We start from the raw sequence: 15,300 nt of genomic DNA on the forward strand, positions 1-15,300 counted from the left end.
ATTTCGACTCAATTGAAATTATAGGAAATTGCTCAAACATGAACCCTTTGGAAAACCAAACGACTATTCTAGATTCAGACAATGATTTGGAAAATCAGATTCTCATTCCAAATGACGATGATTTAACAGATGAATCACCATCACCGCGATCGCAGCGACCTTGGCTTTGGCTATTGCTCACTCTACTATTAGCAGGTGGAGGAATTGCAGTTTGGCGTATACTAACTCCCAGTCAAAAACCCCCAGTAGCTACTGCTGCTGCGCCTCCTGGTGTACAAGTAAAATTATCTTCCTTAAAAGCCAGCACAATTGAACAAAGTTCAAATTTTATTGCTAACCTCCAATCGCGTCGTTCAGTCATTCTGCGTCCCAGAATTCAAGGACAAATCAGTCAGATTTTTGTCAGATCCGGCGATGAAGTAAAAGCAGGTACACCAATTCTACAAATAGATGCAGAAGAACAAAAAGCAGCAGTTAGCGGTGTGGATGCAGCTGCAATGGCGGCGCGATCGCAACTCGAAAATGCCAAAGCGACTCTCAAATCTATAGAAGCTGAACGTTTATCTAAGCAAGCTGATGTCAAGCTAAACGAGTTGGACTATCAAAGGTACTCTTACTTGGCTGCGGAAGGTGCTATACCTCGCCAAACTCAGGATCAATACGCTAACAAACTAGCTACAGCTAAAGCTAGTTTGAGTACAATTGATGCCCAAATTCAAGCCCAAAAAGCTGCTATCTCTCAAGCCGAAAAAGCTGTACAGCAAGCTCAAGCAGCTACCAAACAACAACAAGTCCAATTGAAATACTACAAAATTACTGCTCCTTTTGCTGGCAAAGTGGGTGACATCCCCATCAAAATCGGTGATTTTGTTGATACCTCTACTCAATTGGCAACTATTACCGAAAATCAAACTCTAGAAGTCAATATCTCCGTACCAGTTCAGCAAGCAACCCGATTGCGTCCTGGAATGACATTACAGTTAATTGACGAACGGGGTAAAAATCTCGGTAGCAGTCGCATATTTTTTATAGCTCCCAACACAGCCAACGATACTCAGTCAGTCTTAGTCAAATCACTGTTTGATAATTCTCGCAGACAGTTGCGAGCCGACCAATTCGTGAAAGCTAAAGTGATTTGGGACAAACGCCCAGGAGTATTAATTCCTACAACAACTGTTATCCGTTTGGGTGCGGAAACCTTTGTTTATGTAGCCGAATCATCCCCCAAAGAAAAACAGCTAGTAGCAAGACTCAAACCCGTAGAGCTAGGTAGTATCCAGGGTAATCAGTATCAAGTGCTAAAAGGGTTAACCGCAGGCGAGAAAATCGTTGTTTCCGGTTTGATCAATTTAAGAGATGGCGCATCTATTATTCCTGAACCTTAGTTAAATCGAGATTTTTACCCAGAAAGAATAAGTATATGTTTGCGAATTTTTTTATTAAGCGACCTGTATTCGCGATCGCTTGCGCTCTTGTCATGCTCATGGTAGGTATAATCAGCATTCCGCTACTACCAGTAGAGCAGTACCCAGATATCAGTCCTGTGCAAATCAATGTCACCGCCAATTACATTGGTGCGAGCGCGCAAGTTGTAGAAGAGACAGTCACAACAGTTTTAGAACGGCAAATTAATGGTGTCGAAGGTTTAAAATATATCACCTCAACCAGCAGCAGTGACGGTACAAGTAACATCATCGTCACTTTTGACCAAGGCTATGACATTGATACTGCTGCGGCTGATGTGCAGAATCGCGTCTTGCTTGCAGAACCAAAACTGCCAGAAGTTGTCCGACAAACAGGAGTTTCTGTTACTAAGCAATCCAGTGGCATTGTCTTAGCGATGGCTATGTATAGTGAAGACGATAAGTACGATGACACTTTTATTAGTAACTATGCCGACCTGTATGTTTTAGACCGCCTCAGACGCATCAAAGGTGTCGGGAACATTGCGACTTTTGGCGATCGCCGCTATGCAATGCGGTTGTGGCTTGACCCGACTCAACTTGCTAATCGTAAACTCACGACTGAGGACGTAATTAACGCACTTCACCAACAAAATTTACAGTTAGGTATTGGGAGTATTGGACAGCCACCTGCACCCAATGGGCAAATGTATCAAATTGAGTTGCAAACTCAAGGCAGGTTAAAAGAAGCTGACGAATTTGAAAACATGGTCATCAAAGCGGGTACAGATGGCACATTGGTCAAGCTTAAAGATGTTGGTCGTGCTGAACTTGGGGCAGAAAATTACAGTTCCTTTGCTCGCTATAGTGGTCATGTTGCTGTTGGCTATCAAATTCTGCAAATTCCTGGGAGCAATGCTTTAAAGATTGCCAATGCGGTAAAAGCCCAAATGGAGCAAATTGCAAAGGACTTTCCACCTAGTTTGCAATATGAATTTCCCTATGATTCTTCACTATTTGTCGAAGCTTCTCGTCAGGAAGTTGTCAAAAATTTATTGGAATCAATTGTGCTGGTTGTCTTAGTAATTTTTGTTTTCTTACAAGACTGGCGCACCACCCTCATTCCCGCAATTACAATTCCAGTTTCTTTAATTGGGACGTTTGCCTTTGTAAAGGTTTTCGATTTTTCACTTAACAGCTTGACTTTGTTTGGTTTGACTTTAGGGTCGGGGATGGTGGTAGACGATGCAATCATCATTGTCGAACAAATTAACCGCTTTATCCAGAGTAAAGGGATGAATCCCCGCCAAGCAGCTAGTGAATCAATGAAAGAACTGTTTGGGGCGGTCATTGCCACATCCCTCGTACTCATGGCTATGTTTATTCCTGTGGGATTCTTCCCTGGAACAACGGGGCAACTATATAAACAATTTGCACTGACGATCGCTTTCTCAATTGTACTTTCGACTTTTATTGCTATTACCTTAACTCCAGCTCTGGCAGCTATGTTGTTGCGGAAAACTCAAAAACCACGTGGTTTACTAGGCTGGATTTTTGGAGCGATTAATTGGTTACTTGACTGGATGCAAAAAGGATACCAACAAATTCTCCGGTTGCTGATAAACTTTAAAATCGTTGTTGTGGTACTGTTTATTGCATCTTTGGTTTGGACAGGCTGGCTTTATCTGCGCGTACCGACAGCATTTTTACCAGAAGAAGACCAAGGTTATTTTATTAACTTAATGCAGGGGCCAGATGGCACTTCACTCAATTACACCCGTGACGTTGCGAAGCAAGCAGAAAAAGCACTGCTGAAAATTCCAGAGATTCAAGGTACTTTTGCAATGGGTGGTGTTGGTTTTAGTGGTAATACTCCCAATCGAGGCTTGATATTTGCACCGCTAAAATCTTGGGATGTCCGAAAAACAGCCGAACAAACCGCATCAGCAATTGTGAATCAAGCTAGAGGTGGACTGTCAGCAATTAAAGACGCAGCCGTGTTTGCGGTGAATCCTCCAACTATCCAAAGTTTAGGGAGCGTGGGCGGTTTTGTGTTTCAGTTGCAAGATAGAGGCGATCGCAATAATAGTGATATTAACAATTTAGTCAAAATTAGCCACGATTTGATCGGCAAAGCAAATCAAACCCCAGGATTGCAAGGCGTATTCAGCACCTACACCGCTAATGCACCGCAGTTACTGATCGAAGTAGATCGAGAAAAAGCCGAAGCGTTACAAGTTCCTGTCAGCGATATCTTTAGCACATTACAAACTTTCATCGGTTCCCGCTACGTCAACGACTTTAACGCTTTTGGTCGCACTTACCGAGTCTATGTCCAAGCAGATCAACAGTTTCGCTCTAACCCAGAAGATATAGGACAACTATATGTGCGTTCTGGACGGGGAGAGATGATTTCCCTCAGTAGTTTGGTGAAGGTTACACCAACCACCGGGCCGCAAACAATTAATCACTATAACCTCTATCGCTCAATAGAAATCAACGGTGCAGCTGCTCCTGGTTTTAGCTCTGGACAAGCAATAGAAGCTATGAAAAATTTAGCGGCTACTGTCTTACCAAAAAACATGAGCTATGAGTGGTCAGGTATTACTTTAGAAGAATTAGAATCTGGTGGTCAAGCACCAATTATTTTTGGTCTAGGAATTTTCTTTGTTTTCTTAGTGCTGGCTGCTCAATACAATAACTTTGTTGACCCTTTGATTATTTTATTATCAGTTCCCTTAGCAGTTTTAGGAGCATTGTTAGCCCAATCATGGCGCGGTTTGTATAACGATGTTTATTGTCAGGTCGGTTTAGTGATGTTAATTGGTTTAGCTAGTAAAAATGCAATTTTAATTGTTGAATTTGCTAACCAATTGCGCGAACAAGGTTTTTCAATTACCAAAGCAGCCGTAAAAGCTTCTGGAGAACGCTTACGACCAATTATCATGACTGCTATTTCTACTCTATTGGGAACTTGGCCGCTTGTTGTTGCTACAGGAGCAGGTTCGGCCAGCCGACAATCTCTGGGTACGGCTGTCTTTGGTGGAATGTTCGTTGCAACTTTCTTGAGTTTGTTTGTAGTACCTATCCTGTATATCGTGATTACCCAAATTCGCTTACTGTTTGTAGGTATACCAAAGTTAAGGAATCAAGAGAGTAAGTTAGCAAAACAATCAGGAATTGACATACTCCGTTGAAAATAAGCGAGAATTCTTAACTTGGCGTACATCCCCTGGCTTGAGCTTAGGGGGTTTTCACTTTACCCCATTATTTTTAATCGAGTTGATACTTGACTCTCCATCTGACTGGAGAATCTAGAATAAAGTAGACGATTAAATTTAAGAGAAGTAATTATGCTAGTTCAAGAAAAGTCAAAACAGATTGGTGTAGTTGCTAAAGAAAGTGGAGTACCGATTAAAACCATTCGCTACTATGAGGAGCTTGGTCTACTCAAATCATCAGGCAGAACTGAAGGTGGTTTTAGATTATTTAACACTGATGTTTTAGCTCGCCTGCACTTTATTAAACGCGCCCAAAGTCTGGGTTTAACTTTATCCGAAATCAAAGAATTTTTGAATGTTCATGATGAGGGAGAATTACCGTGTGAACATATAAAAATCAAGCTTGAGGATAAGGTACAAGCTATTGATGATCAAATTCAGCAATTACTTATTTTGAGACAAGATTTGTCAGGGATGCTGTCTGGTTGGGAAATCCAATCCGAAACATATCATCCAACAATTTGCCCCATTATTAATTAAAAATTAGGGTTAATCTAAAAAATATATTTTAACAATACGTTCACTAGAAAATGAACGTATTTTTTATTGATTCAAATCAAAAAACTAAGAATTTCTTGATTTTTCCTCTTGACTCTCCACTCAACTAGACAATTTAAACTCACTTTATGTTGAGTAGATGATTCATAAATCACTCGCTGATCTTCAAAAATTAGTCATGTTCGATGAGGGTTAAACATTATGAGCATACAATTTACTATTCTTGAGCTAGTTTGTTCTGTTTGTGTGAATACTGTTACCACAGCAATTAAATTTATCGATTCTATAACCACATTTTCAGCTAAACCAACCACAAAACTTGTAAGTATAGCAATTCAAGCATCTGAGACACAGATTAAATAATTAATCAATAGCTGATGTTGGCTATCTATTTAGTTTTTGAGTTTTGTCTAGTCTCAATAATTATTGAAATGCTAATTACTGATGGTAGACAAAACTCAATTCAGAAAAGCCCTTTTGCTTTTAGTAAAAGACGTAATTTCTATGGGCTTACTTTTTCTGATTCCGCTAATGATTGCTTTAGGAGTGAGTTATCTGTTTAAAAATTCTACTGATGAATTAGCAGAATTAACAGTTTTATTGACAATTGCTTGCCTAATTGTCAGTGTAATATTAACACCTTGGCAACTAAAGATTTTGATTTTAATACTTGTCATCTTCAAGGCATAGCCCAAGACAAGATTAGGAAATTATCTATTTCTAATCAACAAAACTCTTGCTTCTCGTATAGCCTTACTACTCAACTTGAGTCTTTTGAATAACTTAATCCGTTACGAAAAGGAGAAAATCAATGAATAGATTTCTAAATGCGATCGCTATCACTACTACTTTGGTACTAGTTCAAGCTTGCTCATCATTACCTAAAGCTGAAGAAAAAGCAATGTCTGTTAGTACACATCAGCATGAGGAGAGTTCAACGAGCGGAAGTCATAATCATCAAGAGCCTTCAATCAATGAAAGTCATCATGGAGAACATTCAACAAGTAGCACAGTTCATGGTGAGAAGAAAGCATTGACTCAAGCAAAACTTAAAGTTCCCAGTGACATCACCCCGAATAAAAATATTTTGCTATTGATTGATGTTCAAGATTTAGAAGGAAAAGCGATCGCCAAGTTTGACACTTTCCAAGAAAAGCTCATGCACTTGATTATTGTCAGTGATGATCTTCAGTTTTTCAGCCATCTTCATCCCATATATAAAGATAATGGGCAGTTTGAAGTTGAAGCTAGTTTTCCGCAAGCAGGCGGTTACACATTCTTTAGTGACTACAAACCTGCTGGACAAGCAGAACAAATCTCAGTATTGAAAACACAAGTTCCTGGAAACAGTATTGCTGCTCCAGAAATTGACATTAAGCGTAGTAAAACTTTCAATGATACTCAAGTCAATCTTGCTCTCTCTACAACCACTGTAAAAGCAGGCCAAGAAGTAACTTTAATGTTTAAATTACAAGATGCTGCTAACAATCAACCGCTTACAGACTTGCAGCCTTACTTGGGAGAAAAAGGACATTTAGTTATCTTGCGACAGTCAAGCTCATTAACAGCAACAGATTACATCCATGCTCACGCACTCAACAATACTCCAACTGGACAGGTTCATTTTATGACTAGTTTTCCGCAAGCAGGAAAGTATAAACTTTGGGGACAATTCAATCGCAACGGGAAAATTATTACTGCTGATTTCTGGATTAATGTGATTTAATTTAGCTGATGATTTCTTAATAAAACAAGAAGGGCAAGACTTCCTGTCTTCTAACTTTGGATGTACATAGCACCTATGTGAATTCACAACCTATTTAGGTTGTGAATTCTTGCTTCTGACTATCTCTAATTTAGGAATTGATCAATAAGAGCCAAGTTTTAGTCATGGTTGAAAGTGGCACAACTAAAAAGCTTGGTGGGGTGTAAACATGAGGAGTATGTTTCTAATTTAGATTATACAAAGTATAGATGAAATCAAGATGAAATTAGGATATATCAATGTATTTAAATAACGGTTACCCAAAAATCAGCAGTAATAATTTTCCCGTTTCGATTAAATTGTCCCCACATTTTATATTTTCCCTGTTTTGGAAAACGGGTGATAAAATGAACCTCATAATCTGGAGTGTTTTTCATAGCATGAGCATGGATATAGTCTGCTTGTGTTAACGGTGATGATTGCTTAAGAATAACTAAATGTCCCCTTTCTCCTAAATAAGGTTTTAAATCTGTAGGTGGTTTTTTAGTTGCAGCATCCTGTAAATTGAAAATTAAATGTACCTCTTGTCCAGCTTTAATGGTGGATTGAGATAACTTGAGATTAACTTGAGTGTTATCAAAAGTTTTAGTAGTAGCTAAATCAATTTTTGGTTTAGCTGATGATTGACCTGGAACTGGTGCTTTGAGAACTGAAACTTGTTCTGCTTTTCCTGCTACTTTGTAATCACTGAAAAGAGTATAGTTAGAAGGATAGGGAAAATCAACTTGAACTTCAAAGCGTCCATTCCCTTTATATGCAGGATGAATATGTTGGAAAGATTGTAAATCATCACTAACGACAATTAAGTGCATTAGTTCTTCTTGAAATTTGTCAAAATTAGCAATGGCTTTACCATTTTTGTCTTTTATTTCAATCGCTATAGGAACAGGAGCGTTGGGAGTTATTTTGCTGGGAAGGGTAAGCTTTGCAGTAGCGTTCGCAGGTTCTAACTGGGAATGACCAGAATGCTCATTATGGGAATCCCCCATGTTATGGCCGTTATGAGGATTATCTTTTTCTTTTGGTTTTTTAGAATCCTCCATATTGTGACCAGTATGGGGATTCGCATTACTTATGCTGGTGGGATTAGTGTCTGAAATTTCCCCAGATTTAACTTGTGAAGCACAACCTTGAGTCAATGCAAGAGTTGAAGTGATAGCCAGTGCAGTCAAAAAACTTTTCATTTTGATGAAAATAGTATTTGTGTGTAAAAATGTACGGTTGAAAAGTGAGATTGCTCCGAAAACTAGAATAATCAGCGTCGAAATCAAAGCATTATAAACACTAGTTAGCGATTAAAGTTGAAACGCCCGGTTGCTTGTTCACCTTTAATATCTGTGTTAATTTTCACTTGATACTGACCAGATGCTTTTTCATTCAGTAGACCAGTATAGTGTTTGTCTTTAGCATCATAAGTAAAAAGAATCGTCTTTTGTTGACCATCAGGTAGCTGCACTTGAGCCGTTACTTTTGCATTAGGCACTGTGGCGTGGTTATCACCTGTTTGCAAATATAAATCCATGTGAGTTCCATTTGCTTCTTTATCAGGAACAAATTCTAAATGATAGCTTCCTGTCTCTACAACTTGGCCTCCATGAGATGCACCATGTTCGCTATCTGTTTTAGTTGCTGGTGAGGCAGAAACAGATGGTGCTTGAGTAGTCGCCTTGGAAGCATCTGGACTATTTTCTGTATTAGCTGCTTGATTAGCATTACTGCAAGATCCTAAAAATAGGAGTCCCACGCTTCCAAGAATAATTAAGCCAGATTTAAGTGATTTCATTGGTTTATTCCTCTCTATATATATGTGCAGAAGTTTTGAGTAGCTACATGTGCATAAAAAATTTTTCGTCTTTTGCTTTACTCTCCTCCGTTTTCTTGGGAAATAAATGTTTACCAAACTTGGCATACAAAGCAGGTAAAACAACCAAAGTTATCGTTGTCGATGTAAACAATCCACCAAAAACAACAATAGAAAGTGGTTGCAAAAGTTCTTGTCCTGGGCCACCTTGTAATACCATTGGTGCTAGACCTAATGCAGAAGTCAAAGCCGTCATTAAAATAGCGTTAAGTCGTTCCATTGAACCTTTAAAAATAATTTCTTTTAAAGGCATTCCTTCGGCAAATTTACTGTTATAGTTATCCACTAATAACAAACCATTGCGAGTTGCTACGCCAAACAGGGAAACAAATCCAACCAGAGACGCAACAGAAATCACGCCTCCAGTTAAAGCTACCGCGATTACACCTCCTACCAAACCAATTGGTAAATTAATCATAATCATGATGGTAGAAGGTATAGATTTCACTGAAATATACATGAGAACTGTAATCGCCACAAACGCGATCGCACTGAACACCAGGATATTTTGGGTAGCGCGTTCTTCTGCTTCAAATTGACCTGCGTATTGGATAAAATAACCCGCAGGTACTTGGACATTACTTTTGACTTTGGCTTCAATCTCATTGACAATCGAGCGTAAATCCCTACCTTTAGCATTAGCTGAAACTACAATCAAACGGGAAACATTTTCACGATTGATTGTATTCGGGCCAGTACCGTTGTCAATTATTGCGACATTCCCTAAAGGAATTTTCTGTCCATTGGGCGTATCAATTAATAAATCTCGAATGGTGGACAAATCTTGTCGTGCTTCCGGCTTTAACCACACTAAAAGGTCAAATGATTGTTGGTTTTCTAAAACTTGAGAAACAACTTGTCCGTTGAGTGCGGTTTCAATAATGCTAGAAATTTCTCCGACTGATAAACCGTAACGGCTAGCTGCATCTCGATCAAATTTGATTTGAATTTGCGGTATGGGAATTTGTGGTTCTAGCAATAAATCTACAACACCGTCAATCGTTTTCATCTGGGCTTCTACTTGTTCCCCAATCTGACGGAGTTGTGCTAAGTCTGAACCAAAAATTTTAACTGCGATCGCACTTCTGACTCCAGACAAAACCTCATCCATGCGGTGGGAGATGAATCCGCCTACATTCGGTGCTGCTCCTGGTATCTTATCAAACTCTTGCCGCAGCTTTTCTAAAGTCTTCGTGCGGTCTTTCATCCCCTCGTCACTAAGTTCAATATCAACGTGTGCAATATTCACACCCGCCGCATCTGCATCTCCCTCAGCACGTCCGGCTCGTGTTTGAATAAATTTGAAGCGGTTATCATTTTTGAGCGCATCTTCCACTACGTAACCTGCTTTTGTTGTCGCTTCTAAAGACACACCAGGATATAAAGTTAAAGTATTTACCATCGTTTGCTCTTGGAACTCTGGTAAAAAAGCTCTACCGAATGAAGGAATAACTGCGATCGCAGTTACTGTTAAACCCAATGCAACACCAATGATTGGTAAAGAATTGCGAAAAGAAAAGTTGAGACAGTAACTATAAATTGTCTTACATAATCTCGCCAACCAAGGTTCTCTTTTTATCACTTTGACATTAGGTAATAAAATTGCACACAAAGCAGGGGAGACTAACAGCGATTCTAAACTAGAAATAACAACTACCACTAAATAAGAGATTCCCATTGGTGTAAAAATTCTTCCTTCTACACCTGGCAGAGTAAAAATTGGTGAAAAAACAATAATGCCAATAATAGTTGCACCAATCAATGATTCTCGTACTTCTTCCGAACCTGCAAAAATAATTTCTAATGGTGGTAATGGATTGTCAGAAATTTTATTTTCTCGCAATCTTCTATAAGTATTTTCTCCATAAACAATAGCATCATCAATTGCCGTACCAATCGCTACTGCTAAACCTCCTAGTGTCATTGTATTCAAACCTATACCTAGCCAAGAAAGAGCTAGCAATCCAAACAGTAAAGTTAAGAAAAAATCTAGTAAACATACGGCAAGAGTCCGCCAATTCATTAAAAAGGGAATAAGAATTATTGCCGCAATGATGCTGCCTTGAATTAATGATGAACTAACATTTTGAACTGAGGAATCAATATAACTATCTTGGCGAAATGTCGTTGTGACTTTAATCTCTGGTGGTAAACCAGCCTGAATTTCTTTCATCGCTGCTTCTATCGCACGGGAAACAGTAGGAGTATCCGCAAGTGGCTGTTTGTTAACCATTACAATAATTGCTGGTTTGCCATTAAAACTGCCATCACCCCGTTTAATTGCGCCACCAATTTTTACTTCTGCTACATCTTGCAGTCTAACAGGTACTCCGTTACGTGCAGTAATAGTTGATTTTTGCAAATCTGCAATTGATTCAATGCGTCCTATACCTCGAATTAATGTTTCTTTATCTGGTGTGATTAAATAACCGCCCGGTGCATTACCATTGGCAGATTTTGTGGCATTAGTAACTTGCTCTAAAGAAATATTAAAGGCTGCTAATTTTGCTGGATCTACTAAAACTTGATATTGACGAGCATCACCACCAAAAACTACTACTTGGCTCACACCTGGAACAGCTAAAAGACGATTTGTGACTTGCCAATCAACAATTCGTCTAGCTCCCATCAAGTCTATTTTGACTTGAGAATTATTATTTTCTGATTCGACTGTAAAAGCGTATTGAACCACTAAACCAACAGGTGAAGTAGTGGGAGAAATTTGCGGCGTTTCTACTCCTGGAGGAAGCTTGCTTGCAGCTTGTTGCAATCGTTCAGTAACTAGCTGACGTGCTTGATAAATTTCTGTCCCCCAGTTAAAAATTACCCTCACAGCAGAAATTCCTGCTGCCGAAGATGAACGAACTGCGGTTACTCCTGGTGTACCATTAATTGCACTCTCGATGGGTAAAGTTACTAAAGATTCAACTTCTTCCGGCGCGAGTCCTGGTGCTTCGGTTTGAATTTCTACTTGGGGCGGTGCAAAGGGTGGTAGCACATCCAATGGCATTTGGGGAATGACGTAGAATGTCCATAATGCAGCGATCGCTGTAGCTAAGAAAACGAGCCAACGTCGGTCAATCACCCACCTGACGATGTTATTCAGCATTTTAGATTGGAAATTTGAAATTACTAAATGTTATTGTCTGGTTGATCAAAGACAGCAGCAGAATTTGATGTGGTTGGTTTTTTATGGTTATCAATATGAGTTTCAGTTTCATAAGTAAAGCCATCATATTCGGGATGACCAACTGATACAAAACGCTGACGTATGCGACGACTTGACCAAAAACTACCTGCTGTAAAAGCAGCAACACCAAAAAGTGTTACTCCTCCTGTTCCCAATAGCCACAAAGGTATAGGTAAGTTTGTTTTTGCTTGGGTTACTTCTGTATTGGTATGGGCTTCATTTTTATCTCCAGATGCAGATTTGCTACCACCCCGCAATGATTGGGCATAAAGTTGTGGTGCGCGTTGAGTCACAATCATATCTCCCTCAAACAAACCACTTTTGACCTCAACCATATCTCCAGAAGTTTGCCCTAAAGTTACTTCAACGGCTTGGAAAGCATTACCATTTTGGAGATAAACCAGTTTTTTACCATTCGCTTCAACCACTGCTGAGGTAGGAATAGCTAAAATAGGTGCTGATGTTTGGTTTGTTAAAACTTCGAGTTCTGCAAACATTCCAGGTTTGAGTTGACTGTTAGAGTTATTCACCTGTGCTTGTACTGGTACAACTCGTGTTTCTCCTTCTACCGATGTCCCAATCCGGGAAATTCGTCCTGAAAATGTACTTTCAGGTAGACTGGCAACTCGTAAACTAATTCTTTGACCAGTTTTTATCTTGCTTAAATCTTTTTCATAAATATTAGCTGTAGCAAATACCTGAGTGTCGTTGACAATCGTCATCAATTTGCCACCAGCATCTTCAAAGGTTTGACCAAGGGTAACTTCTCGATCTGCCACTTTGCCGGAGATAGGAGCAGTCACTATAACCAATCCCTTAGCATTAGCAAGAGTCCCCAATTGAGCAAGTCGGGTTTGATAAATATTATTACTGCGACTAATATTTGACTTTGCTAACTCAACTGCTGCTTGAGCGCGTTTAAGTTGATTTTCTGCCTCAATCACCTCTCTTTGACTATTGGCTTTAGTGAGTTCGGCTTTTGCTTGTGCTAACTGAGTTTGGGACTCTAAAGCATTGCGACGAGGTAAAGCACCATCATCAGCTAACTGCTTGTCTTTGCTGTACTTTTCTTGAGCAAAGTCAACTTGACTTTGTGCTTGGGCAATTTCCGAGGTGGCTATTTGTTGGTATTTTTGGTAATTCTGTTGAGCCAGTCTTAAGTCTGCTTGGGCCTGTTGTAAATCAGCTTGACCTTGTGCTAATTTTTCCTGAGATTCTACGCGCAATGTTACTAAGTCAGGACTAGTGACTACAGCCACAGGCTGACCTTTCTTTACTGATGCACCAGGTTCTACCAATAATTCCACCACTTTCGCCCCTGGTATGGGGGTAGTAACTTCTACTTTTTGGCTGGGAAGAGTTTCGATTTGCCCAGTGGTTTTAATGCCGATGGCTAACTGCTGACGTTTGACTGACTCGACTTTAATTCCTAGTCGTTTAGCTGTGTCAGCATCAACCTGGATGGAATTACTAGTCCCAGTAGCTTCACTTTCTTGGTGAAATTCGTTTCCATGTCCGGCATGAGCCATAACAAGTGTGGGACTTGCTAATAACAGCAGACTGAGGAATGTGCTAGACACACAACAAATCTTTGTAGGTATTTGGGAACGCTCTGGGTTAGACATTGCGCTTGTTAGGTTTTTGAGTACGAAGCATCAGGAATTGCAAGCTGTTAAAAGTGCTTTTAGGTTTGAGAAATGCACTCTTACACTAGTGTTTCATGTAGAGATGAAATTAGGATGAAATTAAGGGTTGAGTGCAATAATGCTAAGGCATTCCAAATTTTCAAATATTCTCCGGAGTTAAGTTTTGCGATAAGCGAAGCTTAAGCCTTCGGCTATCGTGCTATGACAAAGACAGAAGCTAGTTATATTAGGCTCTGGGTTTGGCAATCTTTTCCTTTAAATCACATCAATCCAAGCCATAAGTTGTCCGATTGTGACAACTTATGGCTAAAGTCACACCGCTGTCACTGTAAGGATAAGATGAGCAAATTTGAAACCATAAGTCGAGCAACTAAGTTACTCAAAGCCTTTTAACTGCGTTAGGAATTATTCGTCAAAAATAGGTTTTGAAATCATGACTTGAGCGAAGGTGCTGTTCTGTAACCAGAATCTGAGCAAACATACTATCGCAGAATATTAAACAACCTGATTTCTCCTTTCAAACCGTGAAAGCTAGACATAGCAGGAGTTTAACACTAAAGCTTATTTTCAATAACTTTACTTTAATGACAATCAAACATAAAAGAATAGAACTTTGAGATAAGCAGATACTCAAGCGATGTCTGCGACAAGCCGCTTGCGCGTCTACGCTCTATCAAAACGGCTCAGATAAAGTAACAGAGCTACTCTCACTCTTTGGGTTCACTTTCTTCACTTTGGGGCGCATAACTTGAGCAACCCGGTTTGAAACCATAAAGTGAGCAAATTGCTCATCTTATACTTACAGTGACAACATCTCAAGTCGGAAGTCGGAAGTCGGAAGTCGGAAGTAATTATCTATATATTTATTTTCTATGCAGAGTTAAATTATTGATTCTCGCTTGTTGCCTCTATTATCCTGCCGTTGGATTTGCTGCCATTTAATCTTTCCTTGATTTTGCGTGTAGAGGATACAAGTATCTTCACTATTTCATCAGCTTCTTGAAGCAACGGATAAAATTTAGATTTTTCTACAAGCTCAGACTCAATCAGTATTTCCAGCCAATACTCGGTTTCACGCGCCTCTTTTAAAGCAATTTCCATCTTATGTAAAAAATCTTTATCTGACTGAGCCGAACGAGATTCCCGTACATTAGCACCGATACTTGTACCAGAACGCAACAGTTGCTTTGATAGCGTGCGACAAACTCCACTTTTCTCATCAAGAAAGCTGCAAGCTTTGATGATTCTAATCGCAAATACCTTAGTCCTGTCAGTAATACTAACGCTTTTATCCACAATTACACAATTACACTCACTCCATATTATTACATTCTTACTTCCGACCTCCGACTTCCGACTTCCGACTTCCCCCCACGACCAGATAACGCCACAACACAAAATAAGGTACTCTTATCTTTTATCCGACATAATATACGATAATTATGTACTGAAAATAACTCTCAGATATTTTGGTATATATTTATACTTTAATATCAGTAATCAAGGGCAGCGATCGCACTCTTCAAAGCCAAACCTTTGAACTAGCTCCCATCGGTGATAGGTTAAGATAAAGCGCATTTTGTCAATCAGTTAAAATACTCAAAATAAATTAGATGGTAATGATAATCGTGCGGGTGGGAGGGGAAGGAGGCGAGC

General features: G+C 39.5%; 10 protein-coding genes. 5 read left to right on the forward strand and 5 right to left on the reverse strand.

Annotated elements, in window-relative coordinates; all coding sequences use genetic code 11:
• The first annotated feature begins 38 nt into the window (after positions 1-38).
• The 5 genes from H6H03_RS30740 to H6H03_RS30760 all read left to right on the forward strand — a co-directional run bounded on the left by H6H03_RS30740 (position 39) and on the right by H6H03_RS30760 (position 6,908).
• The gene (locus H6H03_RS30740; RefSeq protein ID WP_190958831.1) at positions 39-1,385 is read left to right on the forward strand and encodes an efflux RND transporter periplasmic adaptor subunit; all 1,347 of its coding nucleotides are present in this window, start codon (positions 39-41) and stop codon (positions 1,383-1,385) included.
• Between the two features lie 35 nt (positions 1,386-1,420).
• The gene (locus H6H03_RS30745) at positions 1,421-4,600 is read left to right on the forward strand and encodes an efflux RND transporter permease subunit (protein WP_190958832.1); all 3,180 of its coding nucleotides are present in this window, start codon (positions 1,421-1,423) and stop codon (positions 4,598-4,600) included.
• Positions 4,601-4,756: 156 nt separating this feature from the next.
• Positions 4,757-5,164 carry a heavy metal-responsive transcriptional regulator gene (locus tag H6H03_RS30750; protein ID WP_190958833.1) on the forward strand — a complete coding sequence of 136 codons (408 nt, stop codon included), beginning with the start codon at positions 4,757-4,759 and terminating at the stop codon, positions 5,162-5,164.
• 522 nt (positions 5,165-5,686) lie between these two features.
• Positions 5,687-5,872 carry a hypothetical protein gene (locus tag H6H03_RS30755; RefSeq protein WP_190592102.1) on the forward strand — a complete coding sequence of 62 codons (186 nt, stop codon included), beginning with the start codon at positions 5,687-5,689 and terminating at the stop codon, positions 5,870-5,872.
• A 121-nt stretch (positions 5,873-5,993) separates the two neighbouring features.
• Positions 5,994-6,908 carry a hypothetical protein gene (locus tag H6H03_RS30760; protein WP_190958834.1) on the forward strand — a complete coding sequence of 305 codons (915 nt, stop codon included), beginning with the start codon at positions 5,994-5,996 and terminating at the stop codon, positions 6,906-6,908.
• Between the two features lie 284 nt (positions 6,909-7,192).
• On the opposite strand, the gene H6H03_RS30765 is transcribed toward H6H03_RS30760, so the two are convergent.
• The 5 genes from H6H03_RS30765 to H6H03_RS30785 form a co-directional block, all read right to left on the reverse strand.
• Positions 7,193-8,131 (reverse strand): hypothetical protein, encoded by a 939-nt coding sequence (locus tag H6H03_RS30765; RefSeq protein ID WP_190958835.1) that lies wholly within the window; start codon positions 8,129-8,131, stop codon positions 7,193-7,195.
• Between the two features lie 104 nt (positions 8,132-8,235).
• On the reverse strand, positions 8,236-8,730 hold the full coding sequence (locus tag H6H03_RS30770) for a hypothetical protein (protein WP_190958836.1): 495 nt from the start codon (positions 8,728-8,730) through the stop codon (positions 8,236-8,238).
• Positions 8,731-8,773: 43 nt separating this feature from the next.
• A complete protein-coding gene (locus H6H03_RS30775) occupies positions 8,774-11,917 on the reverse strand; it encodes an efflux RND transporter permease subunit (RefSeq protein WP_190958837.1) in 3,144 nt (1,047 codons plus the stop codon).
• A 23-nt stretch (positions 11,918-11,940) separates the two neighbouring features.
• Positions 11,941-13,623 (reverse strand): efflux RND transporter periplasmic adaptor subunit, encoded by a 1,683-nt coding sequence (locus H6H03_RS30780; protein ID WP_190958838.1) that lies wholly within the window; start codon positions 13,621-13,623, stop codon positions 11,941-11,943.
• Between the two features lie 906 nt (positions 13,624-14,529).
• A complete protein-coding gene (locus H6H03_RS30785) occupies positions 14,530-14,940 on the reverse strand; it encodes a four helix bundle protein (RefSeq protein ID WP_190958839.1) in 411 nt (136 codons plus the stop codon).
• Positions 14,941-15,300 lie beyond the last annotated feature (360 nt).

The organism is Nostoc paludosum FACHB-159, assembly GCF_014698835.1.
Taxonomy (GTDB): Bacteria; Cyanobacteriota; Cyanobacteriia; order Cyanobacteriales; family Nostocaceae; genus Nostoc; species Nostoc paludosum.